The 16,050-nt window shown below is 50.1% G+C and carries 15 protein-coding genes; all 15 read left to right on the top strand.

The window, feature by feature from the left end; translation table 11 throughout:
* The 15 genes from murB to fabF all read left to right on the top strand — a co-directional run bounded on the left by murB (position 1) and on the right by fabF (position 16,043).
* Entirely contained in the window at positions 1-885 is an 885-nt protein-coding gene (murB, locus tag ACYQ1O_RS04915; RefSeq protein ID WP_459990512.1) for a UDP-N-acetylmuramate dehydrogenase, read from the top strand.
* Complete coding sequence (locus ACYQ1O_RS04910) at positions 878-1,801, top strand: D-alanine--D-alanine ligase (RefSeq protein WP_459990511.1); 924 nt, start codon at positions 878-880, stop codon at positions 1,799-1,801. Before murB ends, ACYQ1O_RS04910 begins: the two co-directional genes overlap by 8 nt.
* Before the next feature lie 9 nt (positions 1,802-1,810).
* On the top strand, positions 1,811-2,578 hold the full coding sequence (locus tag ACYQ1O_RS04905) for a cell division protein FtsQ/DivIB (protein WP_459990510.1): 768 nt from the start codon (positions 1,811-1,813) through the stop codon (positions 2,576-2,578).
* Positions 2,579-2,617: 39 nt separating this feature from the next.
* On the top strand, positions 2,618-3,844 hold the full coding sequence (gene ftsA, locus ACYQ1O_RS04900) for a cell division protein FtsA (protein ID WP_459990509.1): 1,227 nt from the start codon (positions 2,618-2,620) through the stop codon (positions 3,842-3,844).
* A 32-nt stretch (positions 3,845-3,876) separates the two neighbouring features.
* Complete coding sequence (gene ftsZ, locus ACYQ1O_RS04895; RefSeq protein ID WP_459990508.1) at positions 3,877-5,052, top strand: cell division protein FtsZ; 1,176 nt, start codon at positions 3,877-3,879, stop codon at positions 5,050-5,052.
* Positions 5,053-5,327: 275 nt separating this feature from the next.
* Positions 5,328-9,032, top strand: coding sequence for a pyridine nucleotide-disulfide oxidoreductase (locus tag ACYQ1O_RS04890; RefSeq protein WP_459990507.1), 3,705 nt, complete (start codon positions 5,328-5,330; stop codon positions 9,030-9,032).
* Positions 9,033-9,172: 140 nt separating this feature from the next.
* On the top strand, positions 9,173-9,778 hold the full coding sequence (locus ACYQ1O_RS04885; protein WP_459990506.1) for an NUDIX domain-containing protein: 606 nt from the start codon (positions 9,173-9,175) through the stop codon (positions 9,776-9,778).
* Between the two features lie 110 nt (positions 9,779-9,888).
* On the top strand, positions 9,889-10,416 hold the full coding sequence (locus tag ACYQ1O_RS04880) for a YceD family protein (RefSeq protein WP_459990505.1): 528 nt from the start codon (positions 9,889-9,891) through the stop codon (positions 10,414-10,416).
* Positions 10,416-10,601 (top strand): 50S ribosomal protein L32, encoded by a 186-nt coding sequence (gene rpmF, locus ACYQ1O_RS04875; RefSeq protein WP_459990504.1) that lies wholly within the window; start codon positions 10,416-10,418, stop codon positions 10,599-10,601. The genes ACYQ1O_RS04880 and rpmF overlap by 1 nt, the downstream gene beginning before the upstream one ends.
* A 66-nt stretch (positions 10,602-10,667) precedes the next feature.
* Positions 10,668-11,696, top strand: coding sequence for a phosphate acyltransferase PlsX (plsX, locus tag ACYQ1O_RS04870; RefSeq protein WP_459990503.1), 1,029 nt, complete (start codon positions 10,668-10,670; stop codon positions 11,694-11,696).
* Complete coding sequence (locus ACYQ1O_RS04865; RefSeq protein ID WP_459990502.1) at positions 11,693-12,661, top strand: beta-ketoacyl-ACP synthase III; 969 nt, start codon at positions 11,693-11,695, stop codon at positions 12,659-12,661. Before plsX ends, ACYQ1O_RS04865 begins: the two co-directional genes overlap by 4 nt.
* 19 nt (positions 12,662-12,680) lie before the next feature.
* Positions 12,681-13,625 (top strand): ACP S-malonyltransferase, encoded by a 945-nt coding sequence (fabD, locus tag ACYQ1O_RS04860; protein WP_459990501.1) that lies wholly within the window; start codon positions 12,681-12,683, stop codon positions 13,623-13,625.
* The gene (fabG, locus tag ACYQ1O_RS04855; RefSeq protein ID WP_459990500.1) at positions 13,622-14,350 is read left to right on the top strand and encodes a 3-oxoacyl-ACP reductase FabG; all 729 of its coding nucleotides are present in this window, start codon (positions 13,622-13,624) and stop codon (positions 14,348-14,350) included. Before fabD ends, fabG begins: the two co-directional genes overlap by 4 nt.
* Positions 14,351-14,486: 136 nt before the next feature.
* The gene (gene acpP / locus ACYQ1O_RS04850; RefSeq protein WP_459990499.1) at positions 14,487-14,717 is read left to right on the top strand and encodes an acyl carrier protein; all 231 of its coding nucleotides are present in this window, start codon (positions 14,487-14,489) and stop codon (positions 14,715-14,717) included.
* Between the two features lie 81 nt (positions 14,718-14,798).
* Positions 14,799-16,043 carry a beta-ketoacyl-ACP synthase II gene (gene fabF / locus ACYQ1O_RS04845; protein WP_459990498.1) on the top strand — a complete coding sequence of 415 codons (1,245 nt, stop codon included), beginning with the start codon at positions 14,799-14,801 and terminating at the stop codon, positions 16,041-16,043.
* Positions 16,044-16,050: the final 7 nt, after the last annotated feature.

Genomic DNA, 16,050 nt, shown 5'->3' with positions numbered 1-16,050 from the left:
GTGAAAGGGCAATTATTGTTGGACGAAAAACTGGCGAAATACACCAGTTGGCGGGTAGGCGGCAAGGCGGATCGCTTGTACATCCCGCACGACAAGGCCGATTTGATTGATTTTGTAAAAAGCTTGCCAGAATGCGAGCCGATTTTTTGGATGGGCTTAGGCAGCAACCTGCTCATCAGGGACGGCGGCATTCGCGGTACGATTATCAACACCAAAAACCGCTTAAAAGCGATGCAGGTGGCGGATGACGGCAGTGTCTATGTCGAAGCAGGCGTTCCTTGCGCCTTAGTGGCGAAATTTTGCAGTGAACACGGATTGCTGGGCGCAGAGTTCTTGGCAGGCATTCCTGGCACGATGGGCGGGGCTTTAAAAATGAATGCCGGTGCCTTTGGCGGCGAAACGTGGCCTATCGTAAAAAGCGTGGAAATGCTTAGCCGTACAGGCCAAATAACTATCCGGTATCCGGCAGATTTTCAGATCAGCTACCGCTCCGTCAAGGGTTTTGGTGACGAATGGTTCCTGTCGGCAAATCTGGTTTTACAGGCTGGCGACACGGGCGAAAGCATCCAAAAAATTAAAGGTTTGCTTGAACAACGCGCCAAATCGCAGCCGACCAACCAACCCAGTTGCGGCTCGGTGTTTATCAACCCAACCGGCAACTACGCCGCCAAGTTGATTGAAGGTCTGGGCTTAAAAGGTTATGCCATCGGCGGGGCGTGTGTATCGGAAAAACATGCCAACTTTATTATTAACACCGGCAAGGCCACGGCAGCAGAAATTGAACAACTGGTCTATTACGTACAACGCCAAGTTGAAGAAAAGACAGGTATTTTATTAAAAACAGAAGTATGTATGGTAGGCGAAACGGATGGGCTTAATGATTAACAATCCTCAAGATTTTGGCAAAGTCGCCGTACTGATGGGCGGCTCAGCGGCGGAACGTCCGGTTTCACTTCGTAGCGGTCAAGCGGTTTACGAAGCCTTGCTCAGCAAAGGCGTCGATGCCATTGCCGTTGATGTCACCGGCAGCCCTATCGAAGCGCTTGCGGGTTTGAAGGTGGATCGGGTGTTTAACATCATCCATGGACGTGGCGGTGAAGATGGTGTTTTGCAAGGTGTTTTAGACGTGCTGGGCATCCCTTACACCGGCAGCGGCGTGATGGCATCGGCCTTGGCAATGGACAAATTGCGCACCAAATTATGTTGGCAGGGTTATGGGCTGGTAACGCCAAAGTGGTGTTTGCTGAAAAGCGTTGCCGATATTGACGGCTGTATTGCCAATCTGGGTTTTCCGGTGATTGTCAAACCGGCTCAAGAAGGCTCCAGCATTGGCATGAGCAAAGCCAATAACCGCGAAGAACTGGTCGCTGCTTTAGAAGTGGCGGCGCAATACCATTGCGATGTCTATGCGGAAAGCTGGGTGACGGGCAAGGAGTACACGGTTGCCGTATTAAATGGCAAGGCGTTGCCGGTGATCCGCCTGGAGACACCCAATGCGTTTTACGATTACGAAGCCAAATACCACGCCACCACCACGCAATACCATTGCCCTTGTGGTCTGGCAGCCGATGCCGAACAGCAATTGCAGGCTTTGGCAGAAACCGCCAGCCAAGTGATCGGCATTAAAGATTGGGCGCGCGTTGATGTCTTTATTGACAATAACGGTCAATATCAATTGATCGAAATCAACACCGTACCCGGCATGACGGACCATAGTTTAGTGCCTATGGCGGCACGCCAAGCGGGCATCAGTTTTGAGGATTTGGTCTGGCAAATCTTAACTGGCAGCGTAACGGATTAATGACCCTTTATGCGACCGACAACCAAAGCACTTTTGGCAATATCGTTGCTGACCCTGTTCGGCGCAAGTGCTTACCAGATTGCAGCAGGTTTGCCGCCGTTAAAAACGCTGGCGACACCGATTAAATATGTTCGGGTGGAGGGTTACTTCCAATACTTGTCCGAAGAAGAGATCAAATCGGTATTATTGCCGCAAATTTCGGCAGGTTATTGGGAAGCCGACGTGCAAGCCATCCAGCAAGCCGTCAGCACCTTGCCTTGGGTGGAAAAGGTGTCGGTCAAACGTGTTTGGCCCGATGTCATCGCCATCCAACTGATGGAAAAGATACCTTACACTCGCTGGGGCAGCGATAAATTAGTGACTGAAACAGGTGATATTTTCACACCCAAAGACTTATCACCATTTTTGGATATGACCATAATCGAAGGCCCCGAACAACAGCAGCTCAATGTGCTGGAAACCATGCAAGGCATTAAAACCACGCTGGCAGACCAATCCATGAGCTTAACGGAATTTAAAATAAATAGCCGCGGCGCGTGGCAGATAAAATTGGCCAGCGGTTTACAAATACAATTAGGACGCACTGAACCATTAAAAAGGTTACAACGGTTTTTAAGGACACTGTCATTATTGGCACCGGAAAAAGTAGCGGCAATGGCAGTCGTTGATTTGCGCTATCCCAATGGTTACGCAGTGGCTTGGAAACCCGAAACACCGGTATTGGAATGGAATTTGGACAATTCCCAAGAGGAATTGGCAACGCCGAAAAATAACTAAATAAACAGGCATACGAGATAACGGGCAGAGTACATAATCATGGCTAGAAAAGCAGAACGTAATTTAATCGTCGGACTCGACATCGGCACCTCCAAGGTGGCGGCGATTGTCGGCGAGCTAAACGCCGATGGCAGCATCGAGGTGATTGGCCTTGGTACATGCCCATCAAAAGGTTTGAAAAAAGGCGTGGTGGTCAATTTGGAATCCACCGTGCAATCCATCCAAAAAGCGGTCGAAGAAGCCGAACTGATGGCGGGTTGCCAAATTAAATCCGTCTTTGCGGGCATTGCTGGCAGCCATATCAAAAGCTTAAATTCGCACGGCATCGTGGCGATCAAAGATAAAGAAGTCACCCAATACGATATTGACCGGGTGATTGATTCAGCGCGGGCCATGGCGATTCCTGCCGACCAAAAAATTCTGCACATTTTGCCGCAGGAGTTTGTCATCGACTTGCAGGAAGGCATTAAAGATCCTATCGGCATGTCCGGCATTCGTCTGGAAGCCAAAGTGCATATGGTCACCGGCAGCGTCAGCGCTTCGCAAAACATCACCAAATGCATCCGCCGTTGCAATTTGGAAGTGGAAGACATTGTTCTGGAACAATTGGCTTCGTGTTATTCCGTCTTGACCGATGACGAAAAAGAACTGGGCGTCTGTCTGATCGACATGGGCGGCGGCACTACCGATATTGCCATTTACGTTGACGGCGCCATCAAACACACGGCAGTTATCCCCATTGCCGGCGACCAAGTCACTAACGACATCGCCGTGGCCTTGCGGACACCCACCATCAACGCCGAAGACATTAAGCGCAAACACGCTTGTGCGCTCACGCAGCTGGCGGATGTCGATGGCGTGATTGAAGTGCCCAGCATAGGTGATCGTGCGCCACGCAAAATTTCTACGCAAAACTTGTCGGAAATTATCGAACCCCGTTACGAAGAACTGATGGTGTTGGTGCAAAAAGAACTGCAACACCACGGTTTTGAATCGTTAATTGCCGCCGGCATTGTCTTGACGGGTGGCAGCTCAAAAGTCAAAGGCTTGGTGGAGCTAGCAGAAGAAATATTCCACGTGCCGGTTCGGGTTGGCGGGCCAGAACAAGTGACCGGTTTGGCAGAAGTGGTAAAAAACCCCATTTATTCGACAGGGGTCGGTTTGTTGTTGTATGGCAGAGAGCATCAGGGTTTAGGCAATATTGCCGACACGGGGGCGGTTGGCATGTTTGAAAAAATGAAGAGTTGGTTTCAAGGAAATTTTTAATAACTTTGTATTTGTCTTGAGGGGCAGTAAAAATGAAATATGAATTAGTAGATATGTATAGCGAGACTGCCGTTATCAAGGTTATTGGTGTCGGCGGTGGTGGTGGTAATGCGGTCAATCATATGATTGGTCGCCACATCGATGGGGTTGAATTTATTTGCGCCAACACCGATGCACAAGCATTAAGAAAATTGGATGTCGGCACGATTATCCAATTGGGCTTGGAATTGACCAAAGGTTTGGGCGCAGGCACCAACCCAGAAATCGGTAAAGAAGCGGCTTTGGAAAACAAAGAACGTATCAAAGAAGTGCTGCAAGGTGCGGACATGGTGTTTTTGACCGCCGGCATGGGCGGTGGTACCGGTACTGGCGCAATTCCTGTCATTGCCGAAATCGCCAAAGAAATGGGCATTTTGACCGTTGCCGTCGTCACCAAACCATTTGAATTTGAAGGCAAAAAGAAAATGGCTGTGGCTGAATTGGGTATTATCGAATTGGAAAAATATGTCGATTCGTTAATCACCATCCCTAACCAGAAATTGTTGCCTGTTTTAGGCAAAGACGTATCGTTGCTGAACGCCTTCAAAGCCGCCAATGACGTATTGTTGGACGCGGTACAAGGCATCACCGAATTAATCGTCCACCCAGGCATGATTAACGTTGACTTCGCCGACGTTAAAACCGTGATGAGCGGCATGGGCGCAGCCATTATGGGTTCTGGCGCAGCTTCTGGCGAAAACCGCGCACGTGAAGCGGCAGAAAAAGCCATCGCTTGCCCACTGTTGGAAGACATCAACCTGCAAGGCGCACGCGGCATTTTGGTGAACATCTCCGCATCGGACATGGGCATTGCCGAATTTAACGAAGTCGGCAGCATTGTCCACGAATTTGCGTCAGACGATGCCATCATCAAAATTGGTACGGCAATTGACCCCACCTTGGGCGACGAAATTAAAGTCACCGTGGTTGCCACCGGCATGGGTACACCGCCGCCAGCCGCCGCTGTCTTGCCAAAAGCGCAAGTCAGACAATTCCGTAATGCCGCCAGCCAAGGCGGTTATGAAGGCTTGGAAAGACCTGCCTCAGTGCGCCGCGAAAAAGCGGACACCAAACCTGAAAGACGTGATGTGTTTGGTGTGCAAAACAAAAAAGACAGCCAGTTTGACGACCTTGACATCCCCGCATTCTTGCGCCGTCAAGCCGACTAAACCGGTTAGCCAACTCGCATTAAAGGCCAGTTGATCGTTCCCGCGTTCCAACGCGGGAACCCACTTGCCACGAATCCAAAGTCTTTTTAGACCCCACCTGTTCCGTCCTACATTGTGTGCAACACACAAGTGACGCTTTGTAAATACATAAGCAGTGGCAATAAGCCCCGTATTTACATACAATATTCTGTTAAATCATCCTCTTTTAAACTATTTATCCGCGCAGGAATGCTTTTGCACAACCTGTATCGGCAGCTATGAGTCAGCCTAAAACTATGCCAGCAAACACTCTAACCCTTGGAATCCCCAACTTCACTTACGCCGATTTATACGATGCCGCCCGACTGGAAGAGTTGTCGGCGGTGTTTGATGCCTCGGTCAAGCATCATGATGTTGAGTTGTTCGACCAATTTGCTGAGTTTCGGCAAACCCAAGGCGCAGGGCTGACACCTGAGCAACAATCGGCTTTGCTGGTGGCGATGGGGCCTTATGTCGGGCAGTTTGTCGCCAAATTGTTCAACGTCAGTGAGCAACACCAAGCACAAATTACACATATCAAAGATGAAATCGACACCATCTTTACTTATAAAAATGAAGTGGTCGAAAAACTGGGCGTAGTTTTTAAAGGCCAAGACACCAGCGATTGGAACATCCCCAGCATTTTAAGCCGCTTCGATTTGCTGATAGAAGCCGCCTTCCTCGAAGCCAATCAAGACAACGATGCCGAACACCGCGTCGCCCGCGTGGGCGCGGTCATTGGCCAGCTGTCCAGCCATTACAAAACCCTCGCCAAAGGCAAAGCCAGCGATTACGCCAATGCCGACGAGCAAACCCAAGCCATCCGCAGCAAATTGGCAGCACATGAATTGGCAGCCGAAGAATTTAAGGACTTGCTCGCCACGGACGACATCGGCGAATTCGTCGCCGGCTTGATGGACATCGTGCAGCGCTGGAGCTTTGTCGCCCAACAAGACAACGATGTCGTTGCCGATTGGTTAAGCTTCAAATTCCCCGAAAAACGCGACTTTGACAACTTGGTCGAACACGAGGTGATTGACCGTGGCGAATTTACCGCCTGGATGGGTGAGCTGGAACATCGCCGCCGCCGTGACGGTTTTAAGTTGACCGACCCGCGCTACAACCAACGCCAAGTGCTGTCCGAAGTCAACCACTGCATTTACTGCCACGAGCGCGATACCGATTCTTGCTCGAAAGGTATGCGCAACAAAAAAACCAATACCTTCAAAACCGACCCGTTAGGCGTGACCACCATCGGCTGTCCGTTGGATGAAAAAATTTCTGAAATGCATTTGGTGAAACGCGGCGGCGACAATATTGGTGCGCTGGCGATCATCATGATCGACAACCCCATGTGTCCTGGCACCGGCCATCGTATCTGTAACGAGTGCATGAAAGGCTGTATTTACCAAAAAACCGATCCGGTCAACATTCCGCAGATTGAAACCAATGTACTGACTGACGTGTTGTTCATGCCTTACGGCTTTGAGATTTACAGCTTGTTGTCGCGCTGGAACCCGCTCAACATCAAACGCCCGCACATGCTGCCTTACAACGGCAAAAACGCTTTGGTGGTGGGTTTAGGCCCCGCGGGTTACACCATGAGCCATTATTTGCTCAACGAAGGCTTTGCGGTTGCAGGCATTGACGGCCTTAAACTGGAACCTTTGCCGGTTGAATTGACCGGCGACAGCGAAAACCTGCCCTTGCCAATTGTCGATTTCAAAGACTTGTACGAAGAACTCGACCAACGCATCCTCGCCGGTTTTGGCGGCGTAGCGGAATACGGCATTACCGTACGTTGGGACAAAAACTTCTTAAAAGTCATTTACCTGACCTTATTGCGTCGCCAAGCCTTCCGCGCCTACGGCGGCGTGCGCTTTGGCGGCACTTTGACGATTGACGACGCGTGGCAAATGGGCTTTGACCATATCTGTATCGCCTCCGGTGCCGGTCAACCCACCATTATCGACTTGAAAAACAATTTGTTGCGCGGCATCCGCAAAGCTTCGGACTTCCTGATGGCCCTGCAATTGACTGGCGCGGCAAAATCGTCGTCGTTGGCAAACCTGCAAGTGCGCTTGCCAGCGGGCGTGATCGGTGGCGGCTTGACCGCGATTGATACCGCCACCGAGCTGATGGCTTATTACCCCGTGCAAGTCGAAAAAGTCCTGCACCGTTACGAAACCTTAGTCGCCACCTACGGCGAAGCAGCGGTCCGCAAACGTTATGACGCTGAAGAAACCATCATCCTTGATGAATTCCTCGCCCACGGCAAAGCTATTGTTGTCGAACGCGAGCGGGCAGCAGCCGAAGGCGAAAAACCTAACTTCCAACCTTTAGTGGAAGCTTGGGGCGGCGTCACCTTGTTCTACCGCAAAGGCATGAAAGACGCACCCGCTTACCGCCAAAACCACGAAGAAATTTCCGAAGCCTTGGAAGAAGGCATTGCCTTGGCCGAAGGCATGAGTCCGAAAGCCGCCATCGCCGACGAGTTCGGTCACTTGACTGCTGTCGAATTCGACAAACTGGAACAGCAAGACGGTCGCTGGAGCAACGTTGGACAAGTCAACGTGCCGTTACGCGGCCTGTACATTGCCGCCGGTACGTCGCCCAACACCATCTACCAAAGCGAATACCCCGAAACTTTCGTCATGGACAAATGGTTCTTCCAACGCTACGAACCGCAATTGACCGAAAGCGGCGTGGAACTGCTGGCAATGCACGACGAAACCACGCCTAAATTGGGCAAGCCCGCGCCACTGACCTCTTACCATAAAGATGGTAAATTCATCAGTTTCTACGGCGACAACCACCCCGTCTATGCGGGCAACGTCGTTAAGGCGATGGCGAGTGCGAAAAACGGCTATCCGTTCGTAGTCAAATTGTTCGAGAAAGAACTGGCAACACTAGAGCCAGCGCAACAACCCAAGCGTGATGCGGCCTTGAAAGATTTATTCACCCGTTTGGACGAGTCTTTCAAAGCCACGATTGTTGCCATCAACCGCCTGACGCCGACCATTATTGAAGTCGTCGTCAAAGCCCCGTTGGCGGCAGAAAAATTCCAGCCCGGCCAGTTCTACCGTGTGCAAAACTACGAAGCGTTTGCGCCCGTCGTCGAAGGCACGGTGTTGGCGGCGGAAGGTTTGGCGTTAACCGGCGCGGAAGTCGATAAGGAAAACGGTACGGTGTCGTTGATTGCTTTGGAAATGGGTTCATCATCCAGACTGTGCGCCAATTGGAACATCGGCGACCCTGTCGTGTTGATGGGCGTAACCGGAACACCGACCGAAATCCCAAGCGGACAAACCGTATTACTGTTAGGCGGTGGCTTGGGCAACGCGGTGTTGTTCTCCATTGGTAAAGCCTTACGCGCCGCTGGCAACCGCGTGATTTACTTCGCCGGTTACAAATTCGCGCAAGACCGTTTCAAAGTCGAAGACGTGGAAGCTGCCGCCGATGTCGTGGTCTGGTCGGTTGACAAAGCCGAAGGCGTTGAGCCATTCAGCACCCACCGCCCACAAGATAAATCGTTCGTCGGCAATATTTTGGAATGTATGATCGCTTACGCCAAAGGCGAATTGGGCGAACAACCCATCTCTCTGTCGGACGTGGATCACCTGATCGTCATCGGTTCCGACCGCATGATGGCAGCCGTCAAATCCGCCCGTTTCGATGTGCTGAAACCGTACCTGACCAAAGCCCACCACGCCATCGGCTCCATCAACTCGCCGATGCAGTGCATGATGAAAGGCATCTGCGCCCAGTGTTTATGCAAACACGTCGATGCGGAAAGTGGCAAAGAATATTTTGTCTATTCCTGCTACAACCAAGACCAAGATTTGGACAAGGTGGACTTCCCGCATTTGAATGCTAGGTTGCGGCAAAATACCGTGCAGGAGAAATTATCTAACCTTTGGTTGGATTATTTGTTGGAAAAGCAATCGTCTGAAAATGTCTGATTAGTAAAAAACTTCCATCGCCTTATAGGCTTTTATTGAGACACGCCGGACACGGATAAGGATGCAAATTTTCCTTAACTGGTGTCCGGCGTTTTTGTTAGGTTCAAATACGTTCCAATATCAAAGCAAACAAATCCCAAATGACCGAAAAAACCTTTCAGATCATCGATAAAGAACCGGTTTACCAAGGTTTTTTCCGTATGGAAAAATTTCGCCTCCGCCATACTTTGTTTGCGGGTGGCTGGAGCAAAACCATCAGCCGGGAGATTTTTTACCGTGGCTTTTGTGTTGGCGTGCTGCTTTATGATCCGGATGCCGATGCTGTTGTCCTCATCGAGCAGTTCCGTATTGGCGCCATGCTTCAACCCGACCGCGCTTGGCTGGTGGAAATTGTTGCTGGCGCGATAGAAGCGGGCGAAACGGCGGAAGAGGTGGCGTACCGCGAATCGCAAGAAGAAGCGGGCTGCGAAATTGAAGAGCTTTTATATATTAATGAGTTTTTCACAACACCAGGTTGTTCAACCGAAAAAATCACCTTGTTCTGCGGCAAAGTGGACAGCCGAAAAATCAGTGGCATCCACGGCCTAGCCGAAGAAGATGAAGATATTCAGGTTAAAGTTGTGGGCTTCCCCGACGCTTACCAAATGATTTACAACGGCACCATCGAATCTGCCATTCCCATTGTCGCGATCCAATGGCTGGCATTGAATCGGGAAATGCTGCGGCAAAAATGGTGCGCGGGCTAACAACACCTTCTGCCAATGGTAACGCCAGCCACCTGTGCAGATACCATAAACCTAAGAAAGCATTCATGTTTGTTTGACGTGCCTATGCTTTCAATATATTATAGCGGGTTATGTTAGATCGATTGCCGGAATACATAGACCCTATCCAGCTTGCTGACAAGCAAGGTATCCTGAAAGGTCAAATCCCCATCAATAGCCTGAATCGCTTGAAAGATTTTCTTGAGAACGATGCTGGGGAGATTTCCGTTGAGCTTTTTTTTAGGCGGGAAGGCCGGTATCCAAGAGCAGAAGGAACGTTGAAAGGCACGCTTCAACTCACCTGCCAAAATTGCCTTGAAGCCGTTGAGCTACCTGTTGACATTGCCGTTAAACTTGGCATTGTCACCACTATCGATCAAGCTGACCGCCTGCCTGAAGGCTACGAACCTTTAATGGTTACAGGCGAGAAAGTCTTGGCTAAAGACATCATTGAAGACGAATTATTGCTGATATTGCCGACCTACCCTAAGCACCAGCAAGCTTGCTTTGTTAAAACCAAGCAGAAATATAAGGCTGACGAGCAAGAAACCAGCGCTGCGCCAGCACGTGAAAACCCATTTTCCATCTTAGCTAACTTAAAAAACACCGGAGACCTCTAATGGCTGTACAAAAAAGTAAAGTCACGCGCTCAAGACGCGGACAACGCCGTTCACACGACGCATTAACCGCCAAAACTTTGACTAACGACCCGATCACCGGCGAAACTCATTTGCGCCACCACATGACACCCGATGGCTACTTCAAAGGCCGTCAAATCGTCGGGTTTGTCGTTGAAGAAGACTAAATCCTTTATCGTTTCCGTGCCTAAATGGGCCGGCTTATTGCAATAAAAGCGGAGTCATTGGTCAACGTGAGTCTTACTATTTCCATTGATGCAATGGGCGGCGATCACGGCCCTAAAGTCACCATTCCAGCCTCGCTGGATTGTTTACAAAACAATCCAGAATTGCACCTGATCTTAGTGGGTGACGAGGCGGTGCTTAAGCCTCAACTGGCACAAGCCCTAAACGACTATGCAGGTCGTCTCAGCATCCACCACGCATCACAATGCGTAGCCATGGATGAGTCACCCTCAAAAGCACTAAAAAACAAAAAAGATTCTTCCATGCGCGTCGCCATCAACTTGGTGCGCGACGGACAAGCAGATGCTTGCGTAAGCGCCGGAAACACAGGCGCACTGATGGCAACTGCACGGTTTGTGTTAAAAATGATCCCTGGCATTGACCGCCCCGCCATCATATCCACCCTACCCTCCACCTTTGGACACACCCATGTTTTGGACTTGGGCGCCAATGTCGACTGCACTGCAGAGCATCTGTTCGAATTTGCCGTCATGGGCAATGAATTGGTTAAAGCGGTAGACAATATCGAGAACCCAAGAATCGGCTTGCTCAACATTGGCGAAGAAGACGTCAAAGGCAACGAACAAGTCAAAGCGGCTGCCAAACTACTGGAAAACTCGTCACTCAACTACATTGGCTATGTCGAGGGTGACTCCATCAACGCAGGCAAAATTGCCGTTGATTTAATTGTTGTCGACGGCTTTGTCGGCAATATCGCCCTAAAATCCATTGAAGGCGCAGCCAAAATGATCGGCGGCGGCTTAAAAGAAGCCTTTAGCAAAAACCTGCTCACCAAACTGGCAGGACTAATCGCCTACCCAGTACTCAAACTATTCAAAGAACGGATTGATCCGCGCCGTTACAATGGCGCCAGCTTTTTAGGCTTACGGGGTCTGGTCATTAAAAGCCACGGCGGCGCAGACCGCCTAGCCTTCAAAACCGCCATAAAGCTCGCCGAACTGGAAGCGAAAAAAGACATCATAAAAAAAATCAGTGAACAAGTTGAAAAATCCTTGGCAATGAGGGAAAGCGCATGAGCCGCTACGCACGCATCATCGGCACAGGCGGCTATCTGCCGGAAAAAATACTGACGAATGACGAAATTTCACAAACCGTCGACACGTCCGACAGCTGGATTTTTGAACGGACAGGCATCAAAAGCCGCCATATTGCAAACGAAAACGAAAGCGCATCCAGCATGGCTGAAGCCGCAGCACGACAAGCCATCGATGCCGCACAGATTGATGCAGAGAGCATTGACCTGATTATCGTCGCCACGGGTACGCCTGACCGCGTTTATCCCAGCACCGGCTGCCTGTTACAGCAACGCTTAGGTATTAAAAACTGTGTGGCTTTTGACGTACAGGCCGCCTGCTCAGGATCAATCTTTGCCTTAAATATTGCCGACCAATATATCAAGTCAGGCGCAGCCAATACGGTGCTAATTGTCGGCGCAGAATTGTGTTCACGTATCGTGGATTGGACCGACCGCAGCACCTGCGTTCTTTTTGGTGATGGCGCAGGCGCGCTCTTGCTGAGCGCAGCCGAAGAAGGCGGCGTACTGTCGACCCACATCCATTCTGACGGCGAATTTGGCAACCTGCTCTACTGCCCAAATCCGCAAGTAGCCACCGCCGACAACAAAGACGAAAGCGGTTACATCAAAATGCAAGGCAACGAAGTCTTTAAGGTTGCCGTCAACACCTTAGGCCGCATTGTTGATGAAACCTTGGAAGCCAACAATTTGGATTTGAGCGAGATAGACTGGCTGGTCCCCCATCAAGCCAATATCCGCATCATAGCGGCGACCGCAAAAAAATTAAAAATGTCGATGGAACAAGTGGTCGTCACCCTGGAAACGCAAGGCAACACCTCTTCGGCATCCGTCCTGCTGGCATTTAACGCCGCCGTTCGCGACAACCGTATCCAACGTGGACAAATTGTATTGCTGGAAGCATTTGGCGCAGGCTTCACTTGGGGTTCTGCATTAATCCGATACTAAAAATAACAATAACCATCAGATGAACAAACAATCAAACGATCTTGCTTTTGTATTCCCCGGACAAGGCTCACAATCTGTCGGTATGCTAACCGAACTGGCAGACAGCTATCCTGAGGTCAAACAAACCTTTGCGCGCGCATCTGATGTGCTGGGCAAAGATTTATGGGCCATCCTTAACGGCAACCCCGAAGAACTCAACCAAACTTACAACACCCAACCGATTATGCTGGCTGCTGGCGTATCGGTTTGGGAAATCTGGTGCAAACTCAGTGAGGTCCGCCCCGCATGGATGGCAGGCCATAGCCTAGGCGAATACACCGCCTTGGTATGCAGCGGCGCACTGGCCTTTGAAGACGCCATATCATTGGTATCAACACGCGGCCACCTGATGCAAGAAGCCGTACCACAAGGCCAAGGCGCAATGGCTGCCATTATCGGACTGAGCGACGAAGATGTCATTAAAGTCTGCCAAGAATCCGCTGAAGGGGAAATTGTTTCCGCAGTTAACTTCAACTCGGTTGGGCAAGTGGTTATCGCTGGCAACACTGCCGCCGTGCAACGCGCCATGCAAGCCGCCAAAGCGGCAGGCGCCAAACTGACCGTACCCATTCCTGTCAGCGTACCGTCGCATTGCTCATTAATGAAGCCCGCCGCTGACAAACTTGAGCAATACCTGCAAAGCACCAACGTCAACACGCCAGAAATCACGCTGATCCATAACGCTGACATCACCTCGCACCACTCGCCAGTAGCGATCCGTACCGCACTTAAAGAACAACTTTATTTGCCAGTGCGCTGGGTGGAAACCATTTCCTACTTGCACGCGCAAGGCGTTTCACGCTTTATTGAATGCGGCCCCGGCAAAGTTTTATCTGGCTTGAATAAACGTATCGCCAAAACCGCCGAACATTTGACGATGTACGACCCAGAAACCATTATGAACGCAGCAGGGCAATTCGCATGAGCAAAGCCATCGCATTAGTCACCGGCGCCAGCCGTGGCATCGGCAAAGCCATTGCCGAACGCTTAGCAACCGACGGCTTTTTCGTGATCGGGACAGCCACCACCGACAACGGCGCATCCGCCATTAGCAGCTATCTTGGCGAAAACGGCAAAGGCATCAAACTGGATGTCACCGACGCCCAAGCGATAGATACCGCCATCAAAGCCATTAATGATGAACATGGCACACCCGCTGTTTTGGTCAATAACGCAGGCATCACCCGCGACAATCTGCTGATGCGGATGAAAGACGACGAATGGGATGACATCATCAATACCAATCTCAGCTCTGTGTTCCGCATGAGCAAAGCCGTACTGAAAGGCATGATGAAAGCTAGAACCGGACGCATCATCAATATTTCGTCGGTGGTAGGCTCAACTGGCAACGCCGGACAAACCAACTATGCCGCCGCTAAGGCAGGAATGATCGGCTTTACAAAATCTATGGCCAAAGAAGTGGGTTCCCGCAACATTACCGTCAATACCGTTGCGCCTGGCTTTATCGACACCGATATGACCAAGGAACTTAGCCAAGAGATCAAAGACTCGCTATTGTCCGCCATTCCTTTGTCACGTCTAGGCGATGCCAAAGAAATTGCCCATGCCGTAGCGTTTTTAGCCTCCGAAGGTGCAGCATACATCACCGGAGAAACATTACATGTGAACGGTGGCATGTTTATGCCTTAATATTGTGACATTGTTGCAATATCAAGTATAATTCCCGAACCGTCTGGAATTGCCGGAGACGGGATTTCAAGAATAACAAATAACAATATCATTGTAAGTTACAAAAAGACACTTGCATTGTTTGAGGATAATAATTATGAGTAACATTGAAGAACGAGTAAAAAAGATTGTCGCAGAGCAATTAGGTGTTAAGGAAGAAATCGCTAATGATGCTTCATTTGTAGATGATCTTGGCGCTGATTCTCTTGATACAGTAGAACTCGTGATGGCACTTGAAGAAGAGTTCGAGTGTGAAATTCCAGACGAAGCCGCTGAAAAAATCACCACTGTTCAGCAAGCTATCGACTACGTAGAAAAAAACGTATAAAGCCAGAACATCAGTGGATGGCTTATTAAATAAAACCATCCACTTGTCAACGCCCTGCCATCATTTCTTAGGTAAAGTACATTGAGCAAACGTCGAGTTGTCATAACTGGATTAGGTGCTGTCACGCCTTTGGCAAACACAGTTCCTGAAACATGGGACGGTATCATCAATGGAAAAAGCGGTATAAGTCCGATAGATTCCTTTGACATCTCTCCTTTTGCCACCACTTTTGGCGGCGTTATCCGCAATTTAGACATTAGTCTGTATATTGCTGAAAAAGACGCCAAACGTATGGATGGTTTTATCCACTACGGCATTGCTGCAGGATGCCAAGCCTTTGAAGATTCTGGCATTGAAGTTACCGAAGATAACGCCGAGCGTATCGGCGTAGCTATCGGGTCTGGCATTGGCGGCATTACGGGTATCGAAGAGTGTTACGCACTTTACGACAAAAGTGGCCCACGCCGCATCTCCCCTTTCTTTGTGCCTGGCAACATCATTAACATGATTTCCGGCAACTTATCCATAAAATACGGATTGAAAGGCCCAAATTATTCTATTGTTACGGCTTGCGCAACGGGTACACACAACATTGGTGATGCTGCCCGGTTGATTATGCACGGCGATGCCGATGTCATGTTGGCAGGCGGCGCAGAACGATGCACCACCTCACCTACCGCGATGGGTGGATTTGCGTCAGCAAAGGCCTTATCCCGCCGTAACGACGACCCACAAGCAGCCAGCCGCCCTTGGGACAAAGACCGTGATGGTTTTGTATTAAGTGACGGAGCTGGTGTCGTAGTTCTCGAAGAACTAGAGCATGCAAAAGCCCGTGGTGCAAAAATTTATGCAGAGCTGGTCGGTTTCGGCATGAGCGGTGACGCATACCACATCACAACCCCATCCGAAGGCGGTGAAGGTGCTGCGCGGTGCATGAAAAATGCCTTGCGTGATGCCGGCATCAATGCAGAAGAAGTCGATTACATTAATGCACACGGAACATCTACACCTGCCGGCGATCTTGGCGAGACCAAGGCAATGAAAAGCGCTTTGGGTGACCATGCCTATAAAGTAGCCATCAGCTCTACTAAATCTATGATTGGTCACTTGCTGGGCGCCGCAGGCGGAATCGAGGCAGTACTGACGGCGTTAAGCATTAAAAATCAAATCGCGCCAGCAACCATCAATCTTGAAAACCAAGACCCTGAATGCGATCTCGACTATATCCCCAATATTGCACGGGATATGACCATTAACGTTGCCATGTCCAACTCCTTTGGGTTTGGTGGCACCAACGGCTCGCTCGTTTTCAAACGCTACGCATAAACTAGCG

This window comes from Methylosoma difficile (assembly GCF_054657615.1).
This window is presented reverse-complemented; position numbering and strand designations above follow the sequence as displayed.

Coding starts and splice junctions, on each gene's coding strand:
- ACYQ1O_RS04910 (WP_459990511.1), top strand. CDS start 878: ATGATTAACAATCCTCAAGATTTTGGCAAAGTCGCCGTACTGATGGGC.
- ACYQ1O_RS04905 (WP_459990510.1), top strand. CDS start 1,811: ATGCGACCGACAACCAAAGCACTTTTGGCAATATCGTTGCTGACCCTG.
- ftsA (WP_459990509.1), top strand. CDS start 2,618: ATGGCTAGAAAAGCAGAACGTAATTTAATCGTCGGACTCGACATCGGC.
- ftsZ (WP_459990508.1), top strand. CDS start 3,877: ATGAAATATGAATTAGTAGATATGTATAGCGAGACTGCCGTTATCAAG.
- ACYQ1O_RS04890 (WP_459990507.1), top strand. CDS start 5,328: ATGCCAGCAAACACTCTAACCCTTGGAATCCCCAACTTCACTTACGCC.
- ACYQ1O_RS04885 (WP_459990506.1), top strand. CDS start 9,173: ATGACCGAAAAAACCTTTCAGATCATCGATAAAGAACCGGTTTACCAA.
- ACYQ1O_RS04880 (WP_459990505.1), top strand. CDS start 9,889: ATGTTAGATCGATTGCCGGAATACATAGACCCTATCCAGCTTGCTGAC.
- rpmF (WP_459990504.1), top strand. CDS start 10,416: ATGGCTGTACAAAAAAGTAAAGTCACGCGCTCAAGACGCGGACAACGC.
- ACYQ1O_RS04865 (WP_459990502.1), top strand. CDS start 11,693: ATGAGCCGCTACGCACGCATCATCGGCACAGGCGGCTATCTGCCGGAA.
- fabD (WP_459990501.1), top strand. CDS start 12,681: ATGAACAAACAATCAAACGATCTTGCTTTTGTATTCCCCGGACAAGGC.
- fabG (WP_459990500.1), top strand. CDS start 13,622: ATGAGCAAAGCCATCGCATTAGTCACCGGCGCCAGCCGTGGCATCGGC.
- acpP (WP_459990499.1), top strand. CDS start 14,487: ATGAGTAACATTGAAGAACGAGTAAAAAAGATTGTCGCAGAGCAATTA.